Origin of the sequence: Providencia sp. (genome assembly GCF_003533305.1) — a bacterium.
Taxonomy (GTDB): domain Bacteria; phylum Pseudomonadota; class Gammaproteobacteria; order Enterobacterales; family Enterobacteriaceae; genus Providencia.
In genome coordinates, this window is the sequence record NZ_DOEH01000016.1 from 1 (window position 1) to 17775 (window position 17775).

16 protein-coding genes are annotated in these 17775 nt (G+C 40.6%); 13 read left to right on the plus strand and 3 right to left on the minus strand.

What is annotated here, in order from left to right; translation table 11 throughout:
- The 4 genes from ftsY to rpoH form a co-directional block, all read left to right on the plus strand.
- On the plus strand, positions 1-1056 hold a 1056-nt coding region (ftsY, locus tag DD649_RS08980), incomplete at its 5' end, for a signal recognition particle-docking protein FtsY (protein WP_294106207.1).
- Positions 1057-1062: 6 nt separating this feature from the next.
- Positions 1063-1728, plus strand: a complete 666-nt coding sequence (ftsE, locus tag DD649_RS08985; protein WP_294106209.1) for a cell division ATP-binding protein FtsE — start codon at positions 1063-1065, stop codon at positions 1726-1728.
- Entirely contained in the window at positions 1721-2698 is a 978-nt protein-coding gene (ftsX, locus tag DD649_RS08990) for a permease-like cell division protein FtsX (protein WP_294106211.1), read from the plus strand. Before ftsE ends, ftsX begins: the two co-directional genes overlap by 8 nt.
- 205 nt (positions 2699-2903) lie before the next feature.
- Complete coding sequence (rpoH, locus tag DD649_RS08995) at positions 2904-3785, plus strand: RNA polymerase sigma factor RpoH (RefSeq protein ID WP_294106212.1); 882 nt, start codon at positions 2904-2906, stop codon at positions 3783-3785.
- A 133-nt stretch (positions 3786-3918) separates the two neighbouring features.
- Here the strand turns inward: rpoH and DD649_RS09000 are convergent, their stop codons facing one another.
- A complete protein-coding gene (locus tag DD649_RS09000) occupies positions 3919-4305 on the minus strand; it encodes a VOC family protein (RefSeq protein ID WP_294106214.1) in 387 nt (128 codons plus the stop codon).
- Position 4306: 1 nt separating this feature from the next.
- Positions 4307-4717: an aspartate 1-decarboxylase autocleavage activator PanM gene (gene panM / locus DD649_RS09005; protein WP_294106216.1), complete on the minus strand. Its 411-nt coding sequence runs from the start codon at positions 4715-4717 to the stop codon at positions 4307-4309.
- A gap of 380 nt (positions 4718-5097) precedes the next feature.
- On the opposite strand from panM, the gene DD649_RS09010 reads away from it, so the two are divergent.
- The 5 genes from DD649_RS09010 to livF all read left to right on the plus strand — a co-directional run bounded on the left by DD649_RS09010 (position 5098) and on the right by livF (position 10047).
- Entirely contained in the window at positions 5098-6207 is a 1110-nt protein-coding gene (locus tag DD649_RS09010; protein WP_294106219.1) for a branched-chain amino acid ABC transporter substrate-binding protein, read from the plus strand.
- Between the two features lie 171 nt (positions 6208-6378).
- Positions 6379-7305, plus strand: coding sequence for a high-affinity branched-chain amino acid ABC transporter permease LivH (livH, locus tag DD649_RS09015; protein ID WP_336430131.1), 927 nt, complete (start codon positions 6379-6381; stop codon positions 7303-7305).
- A complete protein-coding gene (locus DD649_RS09020; protein ID WP_336430133.1) occupies positions 7302-8573 on the plus strand; it encodes a high-affinity branched-chain amino acid ABC transporter permease LivM in 1272 nt (423 codons plus the stop codon). Before livH ends, DD649_RS09020 begins: the two co-directional genes overlap by 4 nt.
- Positions 8574-8575: 2 nt before the next feature.
- Complete coding sequence (gene livG / locus DD649_RS09025; RefSeq protein ID WP_336430537.1) at positions 8576-9346, plus strand: high-affinity branched-chain amino acid ABC transporter ATP-binding protein LivG; 771 nt, start codon at positions 8576-8578, stop codon at positions 9344-9346.
- Entirely contained in the window at positions 9346-10047 is a 702-nt protein-coding gene (livF, locus tag DD649_RS09030; RefSeq protein ID WP_294106227.1) for a high-affinity branched-chain amino acid ABC transporter ATP-binding protein LivF, read from the plus strand. Before livG ends, livF begins: the two co-directional genes overlap by 1 nt.
- A gap of 188 nt (positions 10048-10235) precedes the next feature.
- Here the strand turns inward: livF and DD649_RS09035 are convergent, their stop codons facing one another.
- On the minus strand, positions 10236-11252 hold the full coding sequence (locus DD649_RS09035) for a hypothetical protein (protein WP_294106230.1): 1017 nt from the start codon (positions 11250-11252) through the stop codon (positions 10236-10238).
- Positions 11253-11891: 639 nt separating this feature from the next.
- Between DD649_RS09035 and hutU the strand changes: the two genes are divergently transcribed.
- The 4 genes from hutU (at position 11892) to DD649_RS09055 (ending at position 17638) form a co-directional block, all read left to right on the plus strand.
- The gene (hutU, locus tag DD649_RS09040; RefSeq protein ID WP_294106233.1) at positions 11892-13559 is read left to right on the plus strand and encodes a urocanate hydratase; all 1668 of its coding nucleotides are present in this window, start codon (positions 11892-11894) and stop codon (positions 13557-13559) included.
- 60 nt (positions 13560-13619) lie between these two features.
- A complete protein-coding gene (locus tag DD649_RS09045) occupies positions 13620-14804 on the plus strand; it encodes a CoA transferase (RefSeq protein WP_336430138.1) in 1185 nt (394 codons plus the stop codon).
- Positions 14801-15940, plus strand: coding sequence for an acyl-CoA dehydrogenase family protein (locus DD649_RS09050; protein ID WP_336430142.1), 1140 nt, complete (start codon positions 14801-14803; stop codon positions 15938-15940). The genes DD649_RS09045 and DD649_RS09050 overlap by 4 nt, the downstream gene beginning before the upstream one ends.
- A 258-nt stretch (positions 15941-16198) precedes the next feature.
- Positions 16199-17638 (plus strand): cytosine permease, encoded by a 1440-nt coding sequence (locus DD649_RS09055; RefSeq protein ID WP_294106238.1) that lies wholly within the window; start codon positions 16199-16201, stop codon positions 17636-17638.
- The last annotated feature ends 137 nt before the right edge of the window (positions 17639-17775 follow it).

The following is a 17775-nucleotide window of genomic DNA, read 5'->3' on the forward strand; positions in this document are numbered from 1 at the left end:
GCTCAGGCTGCAAAAGAACAAGCGGAACAAGAGCGTCAAGCCGCAGAAGCCGCAAGCCTTGCTGAGGAAGAAGCTGAGCGTCAAGCTCAACAAGATGCTGAGAATGCACCTATAATCGAACAAGAAAAACCTAAAAAAGAAGGTTTTTTTGCGCGATTAAAAAGCGGATTATTAAAAACACGTCAAAATTTAGGCTCTGGTTTTTTTAGCTTATTTAGCGGCAAAAAAATTGATGATGACCTCTTTGAGGAATTAGAAGAACAATTACTCATTGCCGATGTGGGTGTGGAAACAACACGGAAAATTATCGATAATTTAACGGCACATGCAAGCCGTAAAGAACTCAAAGATGCGGACGCTTTATACAGTAAATTACGTGAGGAAATGTCTGATATTTTAGCGGGTGCAGATAAACCACTAGTTATCGAAGATAAAAAACCTTATGTTATTCTTATGGTTGGGGTTAATGGAGTTGGGAAAACAACTACCATTGGCAAAATGGCTCGTCAATTCCAATCCGAAGGTAAAACCGTCATGTTAGCTGCGGGAGATACTTTCCGTGCCGCTGCGGTAGAACAGCTACAAGTTTGGGGTGAGCGCAACAAAATTCCTGTTGTTGCACAACACACGGGTGCTGATCCTGCCTCTGTCATTTTTGATGGGATCCAATCAGCTCAAGCTAAAGGTGCTGATATTCTGATTGCAGATACCGCAGGGCGCTTACAAAATAAAGCACATTTAATGGAAGAGCTGAAAAAAATAGTCCGAGTGATGAAAAAACTGGACCAAGACGCCCCTCATGAAATTATGCTAACACTAGATGCAAGTACTGGACAAAATGCGATTAGTCAGGCGAAACTTTTTAATGAAGCGGTAGGTCTGACTGGTATAACATTGACGAAACTCGATGGCACAGCAAAAGGTGGGGTAATTTTCTCTATTGCAGATCAATTCGGTATTCCTATTCGTTATATCGGTATTGGTGAAGGCATTGAAGATTTACGTCCATTTAAAGCAGATGACTTTATCGAGGCTCTATTTGCCCGAGAGGAATAATTTTCGATGATCCGCTTTGAACACGTTAGTAAAGCTTATCGCGGTGGCCGCCAAGCTCTTCAAGGGGTAGATTTTCATCTACAAGCCGGAGAAATGGCATTTTTAACGGGTCACTCAGGCGCAGGTAAAAGTACATTACTTAAACTCATTTGTGGTATTGAGCGCCCAAGTGCGGGTCATATCTTGTTTAATGGTCATGATATCAGTCGTTTGAAAAATAGGGAGATCCCCTTTTTACGTCGACAAATTGGGATGATTTTTCAAGATCATCACCTGCTATTTGACCGAACAGTTTATGACAATGTTGCTATGCCGCTGATTATTTCTGGGGCAAGTACTGAAGATATTCGTCGACGTGTCTCAGCTGCATTAGACAAAGTTGGATTATTGGATAAAGCAAAAAACTTGCCTATTCAATTATCGGGCGGTGAACAGCAGCGTATTGGTATCGCTCGCGCGGTTGTGAATAAACCGACGATGCTACTTGCGGATGAGCCAACGGGTAACCTTGATGGAGAACTTTCTGAGGGGATCATGCGTTTATTTGAAGAATTTAACCGCGTTGGTGTGACCGTTTTAATGGCAACCCATGATGTTGCACTGATTGAGCGTCGTAACTATCGTGTGCTTACTTTAAGTGAAGGTCGGATGCTTGGAGGTCAACATGGCTAGGAATGTCCGTAAAGGCAAGCCAGAACGTACCATGAAGTCGAAAAGCAAGGCACTTAAAGGGGGATGGCGTGAACAGTGGCGTTATTCATGGCTAAATGCGTTAGCTGATATGCTAAGACAGCCACTAGCAACCTTTTTAACCATTATGGTTATTGCTATTTCATTAGCACTACCTAGCCTTTGCTATGTTGTTTGGAAGAATGTTTCCCAAGCCGCATCACAGTGGTATCCTGCACCACAACTAACTGTTTATCTTGATAAATCTCTTGATGAGCAAGGTGGTCAAAATGTGGTTAATCAATTACAGGCCCTTGATGGTATTGAACACGTTAATTATCTGTCTCGCGATCAAGCCATGAGTGAGTTTCGTAGTTGGTCTGGTTTTAGTACTGCTTTGGATATGCTTGAAGAAAATCCATTACCTGCTGTTGCGATTATCACGCCAAAGATTAATTTTGAGGGGTCCGATGTTTTAGCCACTTTACGCGATAGAGTTAGCCAAGTTGGCGGTATCGAAGAAGTGCGCATGGACGACAGTTGGTTTTCTCGACTTGCAGCGCTGACGAGGCTAGTTGGGCAGGTTGCCTCTGTGATTGGCATTTTGATGATAGTATCGTTGTTCTTAGTGATAGGTAATAGTGTCCGTTTGAATATTTTTGCCCGCAGAGATACCATTAATGTCATGAAATTGATTGGGGCAACTGATGGTTTTATTATGCGCCCATTTTTAAATGGCGGTATTGTGTTAGGGGCACTCGGTGCCATTATCTCACTGATAATGACATCATTATTGGTGTGGCAACTCTCCGGTGTTGTTGCGCAAGTAGCCAGTGTATTTGGGACCCAATTTCGTATCGAAGGGCTGTTGTGGGAAGAAACGTTACTTATTTTGTTGTTATCAGCCATTGTTGGCTGGGTCGCCGCTTGGTTAGCGACCATTCAACATCTACGTCATTTCACTCCTGAATAATTGCGTATTTCATCGGCACTTAATATAAGGGTGTCGATGAAAATTTCGCCATTAAGGAACTTCAAACGATAATTTTTGTCCTACATTGACCCGTTGTTGATAAATCTTGCCTATAATTTATTTAATGTAACGAAGCTGATAAACTGATTATTCACCACATCGAATTCAAATTAATTTTTTTTTATTTATTTTATAGAGGATCTGCATGACCAAAGATATGCAATCATTAGCGCTTGTTCCGCAAGGGAGTATTGAAGCTTATATGCGAGCTGCCAATGCGTACCCTATGCTCACCGCTGAGGAAGAGAAGGAACTTGCTGAACGGCTGCATTACCATGGTGATCTGGATGCCGCAAAGCAATTGATCTTATCTCATTTGCGTTTTGTTATTCATGTTGCACGAGGCTATGCAGGGTATGGTTTACCGCAAGCTGATTTAATTCAGGAAGGTAACATCGGCCTGATGAAAGCCGTTCGTCGCTTTAATCCTGAAGTCGGTGTCCGCTTGGTCTCTTTTGCTGTTCATTGGATCAAAGCAGAAATTCATGAATACGTTCTACGTAACTGGCGTATTGTTAAAGTTGCCACGACAAAGTCGCAGCGTAAATTATTCTTTAATTTAAGAAAAAATAAAAAACGTCTTGGTTGGTTTAATCAGGACGAAGTGGATATGGTTGCTCAAGAATTAGGAGTGAGCACCAAAGATGTCCGCGAAATGGAATCACGTATGTCAGCGCAGGACATGGCATTTGATATGTCTGATGATGATGACAGTAGCGATTTTGGTGGTCCTGTTGCACCAGTGCTTTTTTTACAGGATAAATCGTCTGATTTTGCTGGCTCAATTGAAGATGATAATTGGGAAAGTCATGCAACTGATCGTTTATCTGATGCATTGGAGTCCCTCGATGAACGTAGTCAGGATATCATCCGCGCTCGTTGGTTAGATGACGATAATAAAACAACGCTTCAAGAGCTTGCTGATAAATATGGTGTATCTGCTGAGCGTGTGCGCCAACTTGAAAAAAATGCGATGAAAAAATTGCGTTTAGCGATGGAAGACGACGAAGACGAAGACGAAATGTAATTTTTATTTCTTCTTATCACTATCTGCATTTATTATTATTTTGCAGTGTAATAGATGCAGATAGTGACTTAATTTTATTTCCTGCCTTTATTCCTCTTGTTTTAATCACGCTTTATTCAAATCATTCTTTACACTAATCACAGTATAATTCTAATGGCAACCCATCTGGGTCCGCGAAAAAAGTAAATCGTTTTTGTGTATAGGGATCGATTCTTATTGCTTCACAGATAACGCCATGCTGACTTAAATAGGTTATCCATTTATCTAATTCATCAACACTAAATGCAAGATGCCGTAGCCCCATAGCTTCAGGGTAACTAGGTCTTGCTGGCGGATTAGGAAAACTAAATAGTTCGATTTGATAATTATCACCAAAAGCTAAATCTGCTTTCCATGAATCATTTTCTGGGCGGTAGTATTCTGCGAGTAAATTCAATCCAAGAATACGGCAGTAAAAATCTTTACTGATTTGGTAATTCGACGCAATAATTGCAACATGATGAATTTTCTTTAATTTCATGTTATTCACCTATTTTCATATCCCATTCGCCATCTTTTACTGTGGCACTAAAACCACAGGCGCTTAGAAATTTTTCTATGATGATTTTTTGTTGCACTTCTAACCCATTGAAATTGAAGTACCAATGTTTAACTTCAGGTTGTTGGCGGCAAATTTCTTGTAGCAAGTATAGGCCAACTCCCCGACGACGAGTGACTTCACGTACACAAAAATCACTGATAGTTCCTTGAGATCTATTGATACTGACTTTAGCCGCAGCGAGCAATCGGTCATTAAAGCGAGCCGCAAAAAATTGTTGATCTGATTTGAGTGCTTGGATCAGTTGTGGTTGTGTCTGGTCTATCCAGATCTTATATAAGTCTTGGTACTGATGTTCAGTAGGATTAACCAAAGGAATAATCGTGAGTCTCATGATGTATTTATCTGTTTCCTTGTCTGTTTTTCAGTCATTTCTGTTGTCGGAGTGATCCATAACTGATTTTTTAATTTTAGAGAGAAAAATTTTGTCTAGCTTGATCTTCCGAGTTTAGCTCGGATTAATTTAAATTTAACCAGAATATAACACTAGTATTTACAAAAAAACCATTTTATAACATCAGTTTTTTATTCTGCATATAACTTAATAATCTACCATATCCATTTGCTTTTTAGCATAATTATCTTGTTTAATGGTCTGAAATATATAGCCTTATTTGCTGTATTTTGAAATATCAGGCATTGATCCTGTCAACTATAATAAACGACTATAAATCAAACACAAACACTCAGAACCATCGAGATAGGGACAATAACATGAAGAAGATGAATAAAGCATTATTGGCTGGCTGCATCGCAATGGCATTTAGTTCAAGCGGATGGGCAAAGGAAATTAAGATTGCTGTTGTTGGGGCAATGTCTGGTCCCGTTGCACAATATGGTGACATGGAATTTACAGGTGCGCGTCAAGCGATTGCAGACATTAATGCAAAAGGCGGTATCAATGGCGATACTCTAGTTGCTGTTGAATATGATGATGCTTGCGACCCGAAACAAGCCGTTGCTGTTGCAAATAAAGTGATTAATGATGGGATTCGTTATGTCATTGGCCATTTGTGTTCATCATCAACTCAGCCTGCATCTGATATTTATGAAGATGAAGGCATTATTATGATCACACCAGCGGCAACAAATGCTGATTTAACCACACGTGGCTACCAAATGGTATTGCGTACAACAGGGTTAGATTCAGACCAAGGTCCTACCGCAGTTAAATATATTTTAGATGAAATTAAGCCAAAGCGTATTGCGGTTGTCCATGACAAGCAGCAGTACGGTGAAGGTCTAGCTCGTTCAGTTCGCGAAAGTTTAAATAAAGCGGGTGTAAAAGAAGTGCTGTTTGAAGGTGTCACCGCAGGAGATAAAGATTTCTCAGCGTTAGTCGCAAAATTGAAAAAAGAGAACGTTGATTTTGTTTACTTTGGTGGGTATTACCCTGAAATGGGCCAAATTTTACGTCAAGCGAAGCAATCAGGCCTTAATATCGGCTTTATGGGACCAGAAGGCGTGGGTAACTCGTCTTTATCTAATATTGCAGGAGACGCCTCTGAAGGGATGCTAGTCACTTTACCTAAGCGTTATGATCAAGTTCCAACTAACCAACCGATTGTGGATGCACTGAAAGCGAAAAAAGAAGATCCAACGGGCCCATTCGTTTGGACTACTTATGCGGCTATCCAAAGTTTAACAACGGCAATGCAACGTACCGGTAGCGCTGAGCCTGAAGATTTAGCTAAAGATCTGAAAGCAAATCCGGTTGATACAGTCATGGGCACATTAAGCTGGCAGCCTAATGGTGACCTGAAAGGCTTCGAATTTGGTGTGTTTAAATGGCACAAAGATGGGACGTCTACTGCGGTGAAATAATGTCTTTCATACTTTAAGTTGTATAGGTTGGGCGTTATTGATGGCCTTTATGCAATTTGAATTATTTAGGGCAGAGAATGGGTTGTTTTAGTTAAAATTAGCTGGAGGTTAGCTTTGCTGACTTCCAGCTTTAGCTCTCCTTGAGGGACAGTAGTTTGAAAGGATAGTCCTATGTCAGATCAAATTCTTTATTTTATTCAGCAATTTCTTAATGGATTAACATTAGGTAGTACCTATGCGCTGATAGCCATTGGCTATACCATGGTGTATGGCATTATTGGCATGATTAACTTTGCTCATGGCGAAGTGTATATGATTGGGAGTTATGTCTCGTTCATTGCAATAGCCGGTTTAATGATGCTAGGTATCGATGTCGGCTGGATATTGGTTGCCGCAGCATTTGTTGCCGCTATTGTCGTTTCGAGCGCTTACGGCTGGAGTATTGAGCGCGTTGCTTATCGACCTGTGCGTCATTCTAAACGTCTAATTGCCTTGATCTCCGCGATCGGGATGTCTATTTTTCTGCAAAACTATGTCAGCCTTTCCCAAGGTTCACGAGATCTTGCGTTGCCAAGTTTGATCACTGGCCAGTGGATCATCGGAGAAAGTGATGGTTTCGAAGCAATCATCACTAAAATGCAATTGACGATTTGGGTCGTCACCTTATTAGCAATGCTAGCATTGACGGTATTTATTCGTTATTCGCGCATGGGGAGAGCTTGTCGCGCTTGTGCCGAAGACTTAAAAATGGCGAGTTTATTAGGAATTAATACTGATCGCGTTATTTCACTGACTTTTGTGATTGGTGCCGCAATGGCGGCAGTTGCCGGTGTGTTACTCGGACAATTTTACGGTGTTATCAATCCTTATATTGGTTTCATGGCAGGAATGAAAGCCTTTACGGCAGCGGTACTCGGTGGTATCGGTAGTATTCCGGGAGCAATGCTTGGTGGATTGATTCTAGGCGTTGCTGAGGCGATGACATCTGCATATTTTAGCACTGAATATAAAGATGTCGTGTCATTTGGTTTACTAATAGGTGTATTGCTAATCATGCCAACCGGCATTCTGGGACGCCCGGAGGTCGAAAAGGTATGAGAAAAGAAAATTGGATTAATGCCATTGTGGCATCTGTGACTTTTTTTGTTTTAGCCGTTTTTATGTTAGGGCTAAGACTTACTCTTGATGGTACAAAGCTAGTGGTCACTACAGGCGATTCAGTTCGTTGGAATTGGATCTTTGTTGGGATTGGGATCATCTTTATTTATCAACTGGTTCGCCCATCGCTGGCAAAAGTTTGGCAAGGTGTACCGAAAAAATCGTGGGCGATACCTGATTTCGATGGATCAACGCCGAAACAAAAAATTCTTGCCATTATCATTATTATTGCTGCCATTATATGGCCATTTATCGTGTCGCGTGGAAGTGTAGATATTGCCACACTCACGTTAATTTATGTGATGTTAGGTTTAGGCTTGAATGTGGTGGTTGGCCTTTCAGGGCTACTAGTATTAGGCTATGCGGGATTTTATGCTATCGGTGCATACACCTTTGGCTTGTTAAATCATTATTATGGTTTTGGCTTCTGGGAAAGTTTGCCAATTGCGGGCTTAACTGCGGCATTAGCGGGGTTATTACTCGGCTTCCCAGTATTAAGGCTGCGGGGGGATTACCTCGCAATTGTCACATTAGGTTTTGGTGAAATTGTACGTATTTTACTGCTGAATAATACTGAAATTACTGGCGGACCAAATGGTCTTAGCCAACTACCAAAACCTACATTCTTTGGTCTCGAATTTAGTCGTAGTGCTAAAGATGGTTGGGACACATTCCATCACTTTTTTGGTTTAGATTACAATCCGGGTGATCGGATTATCTTCCTCTATTTTGTTGCGTTATTACTCGTTATTTTAACCTTGTTCGTAATCAATCGATTATTGCGTATGCCATTAGGCCGTGCTTGGGAAGCGCTACGCGAAGATGAAATTGCCTGTCGCTCATTAGGACTAAGCCCTACACGGATTAAATTAACCGCATTTACCATTAGTGCTGCATTTGCGGGTTTCGCGGGGACGTTGTTTGCTGCGCGTCAGGGGTTTATCAGTCCGGAGTCATTCACATTTGTTGAATCCGCATTTGTATTAGCAATTGTAGTACTTGGTGGTATGGGCTCACAAATGTCAGTAATTTTAGCGGCAATCATCTTAGTTGTATCAAGGGAGATGATGCGTGACCTTAATGAATACAGCATGTTATTGCTTGGCGCATTGATGGTACTGATGATGATTTGGCGACCACAGGGTCTATTGCCAATGAAACGTCGCCAAATGAAGTTGAAGAAAACGCAGGAGGGCGATATCGCATGAGTATAACAACGCCTTTGTTGCAAGTCAGTGGCCTAACGATGCGTTTTGGAGGCTTGCTAGCAGTAAATAATGTGGAACTGACGTTAAATCAAGGGGAAATTGTTTCTTTGATAGGTCCAAATGGTGCGGGAAAAACCACCATTTTTAACTGCCTAACTGGTTTCTATAAGCCAACTAGTGGCACTATTGTTTATCGTGATAAACATTTAGAAGGCTTACCTGGACAGGCGATTGCTCGTCTTGGCGTTATTCGAACTTTTCAACACGTTCGTTTGTTTAAAGAAATGACAGTAATTGAAAATCTACTTGTTGCTCAACATCAACATTTGAAAAGCGGTATTTTTTCTGGCTTATTGAAAACGCCAGCGTTTCGTCGCGCAGAATCAGACGCGGTAGATAATGCCATTAAATGGCTCGAGCGGGTTGATTTGTTGCAATTTGCTAATCGACAAGCTGGAAATTTGGCTTATGGACAACAGAGACGTCTTGAAATAGCACGCTGCATGGTAACGCGACCAGAAATCCTAATGCTAGATGAACCTGCTGCTGGGTTAAATCCTAAAGAAACCAATGATTTGGATGAGCTAATTGCAGAGCTACGTACTCATCATAATGTTTCAATTTTATTGATAGAACATGATATGAAGTTAGTCATGGGGATTTCAGATAGAATTTATGTGGTAAACCAAGGTACGCCATTAACCAACGGTACGCCGAATGAAATTCGTCAACACCCAGATGTTATTAAAGCCTATTTGGGAGAAGCTTACTGATGTTAGAATTTAAAAAAGTTTCTACCCATTATGGAAAAATACAAGCATTACATGAAATTAGCTTGAATATCCAAAAAGGTGAAATTGTCACTCTGATAGGTGCCAATGGAGCAGGAAAAACGACATTACTGAGTACACTTTGTGGCGATCCTCGCGCTTCTGAAGGGCAAGTGGTTTATCGTGGTGTTGATATTACGCAATTGCCAACAGCGAAAATTATGCGTGAAGATATTGCCTTGGTGCCAGAAGGCCGTCGTGTTTTTTCACGTATGACGGTGGACGAAAATTTGGCGATGGGCGGCTTTTTTGCCACCCGCTCGCAATACCAAGAGCGTATCGAGAAAGTGTATAAACTTTTTCCAAGGCTCTATGAGCGCCGTAGTCAGCGTTCAGGCACGATGTCTGGTGGCGAGCAGCAGATGCTTGCCATCGGCCGAGCGCTGATGAGTCAGCCAGAACTTCTTCTTTTGGATGAGCCGTCATTAGGGCTTGCTCCGATTATCATTATGCAGATATTTGACACAATTCAACAACTACGTGAAGAAGGCATGACTATCTTCCTTGTAGAGCAAAACGCAAATCAAGCGCTGAAGCTCGCAGATAGGGGCTATGTGTTAGAAAATGGGCATATTGTGTTAGAAGATAGTGGTAAGGCTTTGTTGGCTAATGAGGCGGTGCGAAGCGCTTATCTCGGCGGCTAAAATACTCGTCATCCCTCGAGTTGTAGGGGGTGTTGGCTTCGCTTCGGCTACTCGGGTCACATACTTGTGTATGCTTCCCGAGATATCCTTACTTGCCGCCTACCTACAATTCGAATGATTTAGAGTAGTGAATACTGGCTTCCCTTGAGTTATAGGAGGTGTTGGCTTCGCTTTAACTGTCTGCAATCCTAATGCGCTTCTATATGAATAGATACAGGGTCTTTAATCGTTTTAACAACAAAATTTGTTCCATTTTTGTATAGCGTGACTAGTCTTATTCTTGATGATTTGATCTCTATGTTAGAACAGTCTTTTTCTGATTTTAAGTTAATTAAATTAAAGGTTTGTTTACTTAAAACATGAAAAACAGATTCTGTAATGTCTTCTAACTTATTCATTAATAATAATAAAGAACCATTATTAGGGTCTTTTAATGATAAATATTTGACTAATTCTTTAATTGGCATTGCTTGCAACTCTTTGTTATTTTCAAATGAACTATATTTTTTGATAATATTTTCTACATCCATATTTAATAATGATGAAATATTTATTAATCCTTTAAATCCATTCTCAGCACAAAGTGAATTAGATGATGATAACTTACGAAGGCTTATTTCATTATTATCTTTCCCTGGAAGACTTATGGCTTTATATTCTGAGCTTTTAATAAGTAATTTACTAATCTCATTTTTTATATTTTCTTTGTAAATATCATCTACTATGTTATATAGCGTTGGTGCATTACTTGATAATTTATGATAAAAATCATAATGTGATATTAATTGTGGTGCCTGATTATTATCATCAGTATATTTTATTGCTAATTCATTTATGTTAGCAATAAAAGCTGTTATAGGTCTGTCACTTATATTATATAATTTAAAATCTAAACTGTTGCTTTCTTCTAATTTATTATAATTATAATATTTTGATTTAAATAAATTTGATAAATAGTCTTGAGGGGGAATTGTTCTACTTAGTTGGCCTGTTGATTTAGGTATTTTATCAAAATAACTGGCTGGTGGATTAAATATTTCATTGAGGTTACTTATTTTAGAGTGAGACTTATTTTTTAACAAAGGTGACTTTACTATATTCTGCGAAGTAACTTTATTGATTTTCACTAATTTACTTTCATTTTTTGAAAAGTTACTTTGGTTTTTAAAATCCTGAGTGGGTTGTAGCAGTTTATTTATTTTCACTTTTTTATTCCTTTATCTTGTTTTTTAATTATTTGTTTTTTTATTATTTAAATTAAGCAATGGATTTTATTATTTTCTATAGTTATCACTCTCTTTAATTTATCATTTTTTAATGAGTGATTTTAATTTTTTTTCATTATTAAATATTGCAAAAAGTAATGAAATAAATATTTACTGAAATTTATTATTATTTTTGATTGGATCATAAATGAAAGAGAGGGCTATCTAGAGAGATAACCTTAGCTTGATGTATTCGTAATGTGAAGCCTCTCGCATTTTCGCTATTTCTTTGTTTCTATGCATGAAATCAAATGTATATACATATTATCGAGTAGAAACAGCTATCTAGTTGTTGTTGTATAACCTCCCCTTGTATTCAACCTACAAACTTGGTGTAAGAATTCAAATTTAAATGTATATACTTTGTGAATTAAATGTATATATATTTAAGTGAGAAATGAATGATTGTGATGGATTGATAGCGGTAAGCTAACAATGAATTTCAGTAACAATATGAATTGTATGTAAATAATTAATTTGATGGCTTGATTTGAAAATTAAGAAAAATGAGTTCACTCATGATTTCACTGTAAGTTGTTAAGTTAAAGTTAAATCAATTAAGCGATAGGGAATAGACTCATGTTAAACCGTACAGATCCAACTCGTGTTATTCGTGCCCCACGAGGTAGTGAAAAAACCTGCAAAAGTTGGCTAACAGAAGCGGTGTATCGCATGTTACAAAATAACTTAGATCCTGATGTGGCAGAACATCCTCAAAGTTTAGTCGTTTATGGTGGGATAGGCCGTGCCGCGCGTGATTGGGAATGTTATGACAAAATTCTAGAAGTGCTCACGACACTTGAAGATGACCAAACATTGCTAGTTCAGTCAGGTAAACCTGTCGGTGTTTTCCCAACTCATGTTGATGCGCCACGCGTATTGATCGCTAATTCCAATATCGTACCTCATTGGGCTAATTGGGATCATTTTAATGAATTAGACCGTAAAGGTTTGATGATGTATGGGCAGATGACAGCAGGCTCATGGATTTACATCGGCTCTCAAGGCATTGTCCAAGGGACTTATGAAACCTTTATTTCTTTAGCTAAACAACATTTTAATGGCAATCCTGCGGGTCGTTGGATTTTAACTGGTGGGCTTGGTGGTATGGGCGGTGCGCAGCCATTAGCTGCAACAATGGCAGGTTTTAGCATGATTGCCGTTGAATGTGATGAGAGCCGGATTGATTTTCGTTTGAGAACTCGTTATGTCGATAAAAAAGCGACCTCTCTAGATGAAGCTTTGCAATATATCGAAGAAGCGAAAGCGAATGGCGTTCCTGTTTCTGTTGGTTTACTTGGTAATGCCGCAGATATTTATAGCGAAATGGTGAAACGTAATATCACGCCAGATTCGGTTACAGATCAAACAAGTGCTCATGACCCAATACATGGTTATTTACCTCAAGGTTGGACACTCGCTCAATGGCGAGAGAAACAACAAACCGCACCCGCTGAAGTAACTAAAGCGGCGAAAAAAAGTATGGCGGTACAGGTAGAAGCCATGCTGCAAATGCAAAAACGTGGATCAGCTGCTTTTGACTATGGCAACAATATTCGCCAAATGGCAAAAGATGAAGGTGTAAGTAACGCATTTGATTTTCCAGGTTTCGTTCCGGCCTATATCCGACCTCTTTTTTGTGAAGGTATTGGTCCATTCCGTTGGGTGGCATTATCGGGTGATCCTGAAGATATCTATAAAACAGATCAAAAAGTTAAAGAGCTGCTGCCGGATGATAAACACCTACATAACTGGTTAGACATGGCGCGAGAGCGCATCGCATTCCAAGGCTTACCTGCACGTATTTGCTGGGTAGGGCTTAAAGATAGGGAAAGACTCGGTCGCGCATTTAATGAAATGGTTAAAACTGGCGAGCTTAAAGGACCAATTGTGATCGGGCGTGATCACTTGGACTCCGGTTCAGTAGCAAGTCCTCATCGTGAAACCGAATCAATGAAAGATGGCTCAGATGCTGTCTCTGACTGGCCATTATTGAATGCCTTATTGAATACCGCAGGTGGCGCAACATGGGTTAGCTTACACCATGGCGGCGGTGTGGGAATGGGCTTTTCACAGCATGCCGGAGTGGTGATTGTCTGTGATGGAACTGATGCGGCAGATAAACGATTAGCACGAGTGCTACATAACGACCCTGCAACAGGGGTGATGCGCCATGCTGACGCAGGTTATGACATCGCAATTAAATGTGCGAAAGATCAAGGCCTTAATTTGCCAATGGTGAAGTAATGTCGATTGCCAAACCATTTTTTGGGGCGGCAAATTTCCTGAAGATATAAGGAATTCAGTATGAATACTGCGTCAACTCAAAAAAGGACAGGGCCCCTTGCTGGGATTAAAGTCATTGATTTAAGCCGCGTACTTGCCGGCCCTTATTGTACAGGCATGATGGCAGATCTTGGTGCTGAAGTGATTAAAATTGAAGTGCCAAATCAAGGTGATGATAGTCGTCATTTAGGACCTTTTATTGATGGCGAGAGCGTTTATTACGGTCTGATCAACAGAGGGAAGCGCAGTATTGAGTTAGATCTAAAATCAGATGCCGATCGCGCCATTCTTTTTCAATTAGTAAAAGACAGTGATGTGGTGGTTGAAAATTTTCGTCCAGGTGTTACAGCACGGCTTGGCATCGATTTTGACAGCTTAAAACAGCATAACCCCAAGTTAGTCTACGCCAGTATTTCTGGTTTTGGTCAGGATAGTCCGTTAGCAAGTTACCCTGCTTATGACATTGTTGCTCAAGCCATGTCTGGCTTGATGAGCGTGACAGGTTTTCCACAAACGGGGCCAACGCGTAGCGGTGAATCTATTGGTGATGTTTGCGCAGGTATGTTTGCTTCATGGGCGATCAGCAGTGCGCTATTTGCGAGGGAACGTCATGGGGAAAGTGCACAATATATTGATGTTGCGATGGTTGATGTATTGCTAAGTATGCAACTTACTGGGCTTTCAAACTTATTTGCCAATGATAAAGCCCCAAGCTTAGTGGGTAATCGCCACCCTGTATCGACGCCATTTGATACTTATCAGGCCGATGATGGTTTAGTGGTAATTGCGATTGCGAGTGAAAAGCTATTTCAACGTTTTTGCCAATGTATAGGAAAACCGGAGTTGTTGAGTGACCCTCGCTATCTTGACGACCCGACGCGAACGATTTATCAGGCAGAACTGAGACAAGAAATTGAATGTTGGACTGGGCAACGAAGTGTTGAAGATGTGTGCGACCTATTGCTTAATGCAGGGGTTCCAGCCTCACCTATTCATAACTTACAGCAAGCAACCCAGAGTGAACACGCAAAGGTTCGCCAAGTTCTGACACATCTAAACGATGGCGGCACACCTTTGGTTTCTCAGCCAGTTTTCTTTAATGGGTATAAGCCGCATTCGATTCAACGAGCACCTGTATTAGGTGAAGCTAATGATATTTATAAACCGATAAAAACGACAACAAAAAGCGTGGAGACAATACGATGAGCTTTGAAATTAATGAGACAGAACAAGCCATTGTCGATGCAGTTGAAAAAGTGTGTCGCGATATTTTACAGCCTAATGCACAACGTTATGATGAAACAGAAACTTTTTGTGCCGAGAGCTTAGCTGCCCTTGGTGAAATGGGATGTTGGGGAATTAATTTACCGGAACAATATGGTGGTTTTGGTATTGGGAGTGTAGCAATGAGCCGAGTGGTCGAAGGCGTTGCTGCGGCTTGTGCTTCAACATCATCTGCATTAACGGCGCATTTTCTTGCGACTGATTCGATTTTAATTGGTGGGACCGAGCAGCAAAAAGCGCATTGGTTACCGAAAGCGGCAAGTGGTGAAGTTTTAGGTGCTTTTGGCCTGACAGAGCCTGCGGCAGGTTCGAATCCGGCAGATATGCGAACGACGGCAACTCGTGAAAATGGCGGTTGGCGTATTAAAGGTAATAAGCATTATATTACCAATGCGAAAGAAGCGGATTTTATTGTGTTGTATGCCAAAACAGATCCTGAGGCTGGGGCTCGAGGCATCAGTGCTTTCATGATCCCAAAAGGGACGGAAGGAGTGGCATTTTCGCAACCGGAAAAAACCATGGGGTTACGAGGAAGTACTATTTATGAGTTAGCGATTAACTGCTGGCTACCTGAATCGGGTCTTTTAGGTGAAGAAAATAAAGGTTTTCATACGGCAATGGAAGTTTTGGATAAAGGTCGTGTTGAAGTTGCGGCAACCTCATTGGGGATTGCGCGAGCAGCCATGGAAAGCGCATTAGGTTGGGTTAAGGAACGTCAAATTGGTAAAAAACCGTTGGCTGCCTATCAAGGAACTCAATGGCGAATTGCTGATATGCATACACAACTCGAAGCAGCAAGAATGCTGACTTGGCATGCGGCGCAGTTGCGTGATTCAGGCAATCGCTTTAGTTTACAATCGGCCACAGCAAAACTGTTTGCGGCTGAGTGTGCAGGGTTTGTTACTGATGCGGCATTACAACTTCATGGCGGTTATGGCTACATTCGCGATTTACCTTTAGAGCGCTATGTACGTGACGCTAGAATTTTACGTATTTTTGAAGGTACCTCAGAAATTCAAAAAATCATTATTTCTCGCGCTGTTCTAGATGCGGTTTGATAATTTAAAAGAGAAAAGTTAGACCTCGGTAGGCGGGACAGGCGACTACCGATTATTAAGCAAAATTAGCTAGTCACAGGATCATGGAATTAAAACACAACAACAATCAGGTTTAAGAATGTATTTCAATTATTAATGACGGGTAGACAAAAGATAAAACATCGCCCTAAATAATATTTAATGACGGTATTTGACAAATACGCATTATGACTAATTGATTCATTCTTTAGGCCAGCCCTTGCTTAAAGAGGAGTTACCATGACAGTTTCAAACGAAATAAACGTAGAAAAGAAAAGCAAACAGGAAAACGTTCCATTAATTGAAGCTCGCTCTATCGACTATATCCCTGAATCAGAACGTCATGGTACGTTATCGAGTCAATTCACGCTTTGGTTTGGTGCTAATTTACAGATAACCGCAATTGTGACTGGGGCGCTTGCCGTTGTGCTCGGTGGTGATGTGTTCTGGTCGCTAATAGGCTTATTTATCGGCCAGTTATTAGGTGGTGCGGTGATGGCTTTACATGCTGTTCAAGGGCCTAAACTTGGCTTACCGCAAATGATATCCAGCCGTGTTCAATTTGGTGTGTATGGCGCTGTTATTCCTATCCTATTAGTTTGTATGATGTATGTCGGATTTTCGGCAAGTGGTACTGTATTAGCAGGTCAAGCGGTTGGTCAGCTATTACATATTAGCGATTGGATGGGAATATTAATATTCGGTGCGGTAATTATTGGTATAACCATCTGCGGTTATCGGATCATTCATATATTAGGGAAGGCCGCGAGTGTAATTGGCGTTATTGCTTTCTTTTACTTATTTTTCCGTTTGTTCTATATGAATGATGTTTCTGTTTTATTGGATAATCGTCATTTTGATTGGACTAATTTCTTATTAGCGATGTCGTTATCGGCTTCTTGGCAAATCGCCTTTGGGCCTTATGTCGCAGACTATTCACGTTATTTACCGACCAAAACACCGACAATCAAAGCGTTTTTAGCTGTCGGTTCAGGTACTGTGATTGGCACGCAAGCTTCGATGATCTTGGGTGTATTCGCAGCGGCATTAGCTGGCAACAAATTTGCGGGCAATGAAGTTTCTTATATTGTCGGTTTAGGTAGCACAGGTCTAATTGCCGCATTATTGTATATCAGTATTTTCTTTGGAAAGGTCACCATAACGGCGTTGAATGCTTATGGTAGCTTCATGTCTATGGCGGCAATTTGGTGTGGTTTTCGTGGGAAAAACCAAATAACCCGTGGTCAACGACTGTTTTTTATTATCTTAATGGTGAGTTTCTCAACCCTTTTAGGCCTTGCTGGGCAGCATTCATTTCTAAAATTATTCTCTGCATTTTTATTGTTCTTACTGGCTTTCTTTACGCCTTGGAGTGCAATTAATTTAGTCGATTACTATTGGGTGACTAAAGGGCGCTACGATGTACCTGAACTCGCTAATCCAGAAGGGCGTTATGGTCGTTGGAACAAAGTTGGGATCACCACATACGTTATTGGTGTATTAATTCAATTACCTTTTATCTCAACGGGATTCTATACCGGTCCACTCGTGGAGGCATTAGGTGGTGTTGATATTTCATGGATTATTGGCTTAGTGGCGACCAGTGTTATTTATTATGTCGCAATCAAAAAATGGCCAACATCCGTTGCCGATAGGTTGATATTGCCCACGGAGAAATAAGTGTTTTTAAGTGCTGAGCCATAGTCTTAAAGCGTAGATCTAAATAAAAAATAAGAGAGCAATAGCAGTGAATTAATCACTGCTAAGGCTTCCTTCAACTCAAAAATACGTTCAAAGAAATTGAAAGTTATTCAGAT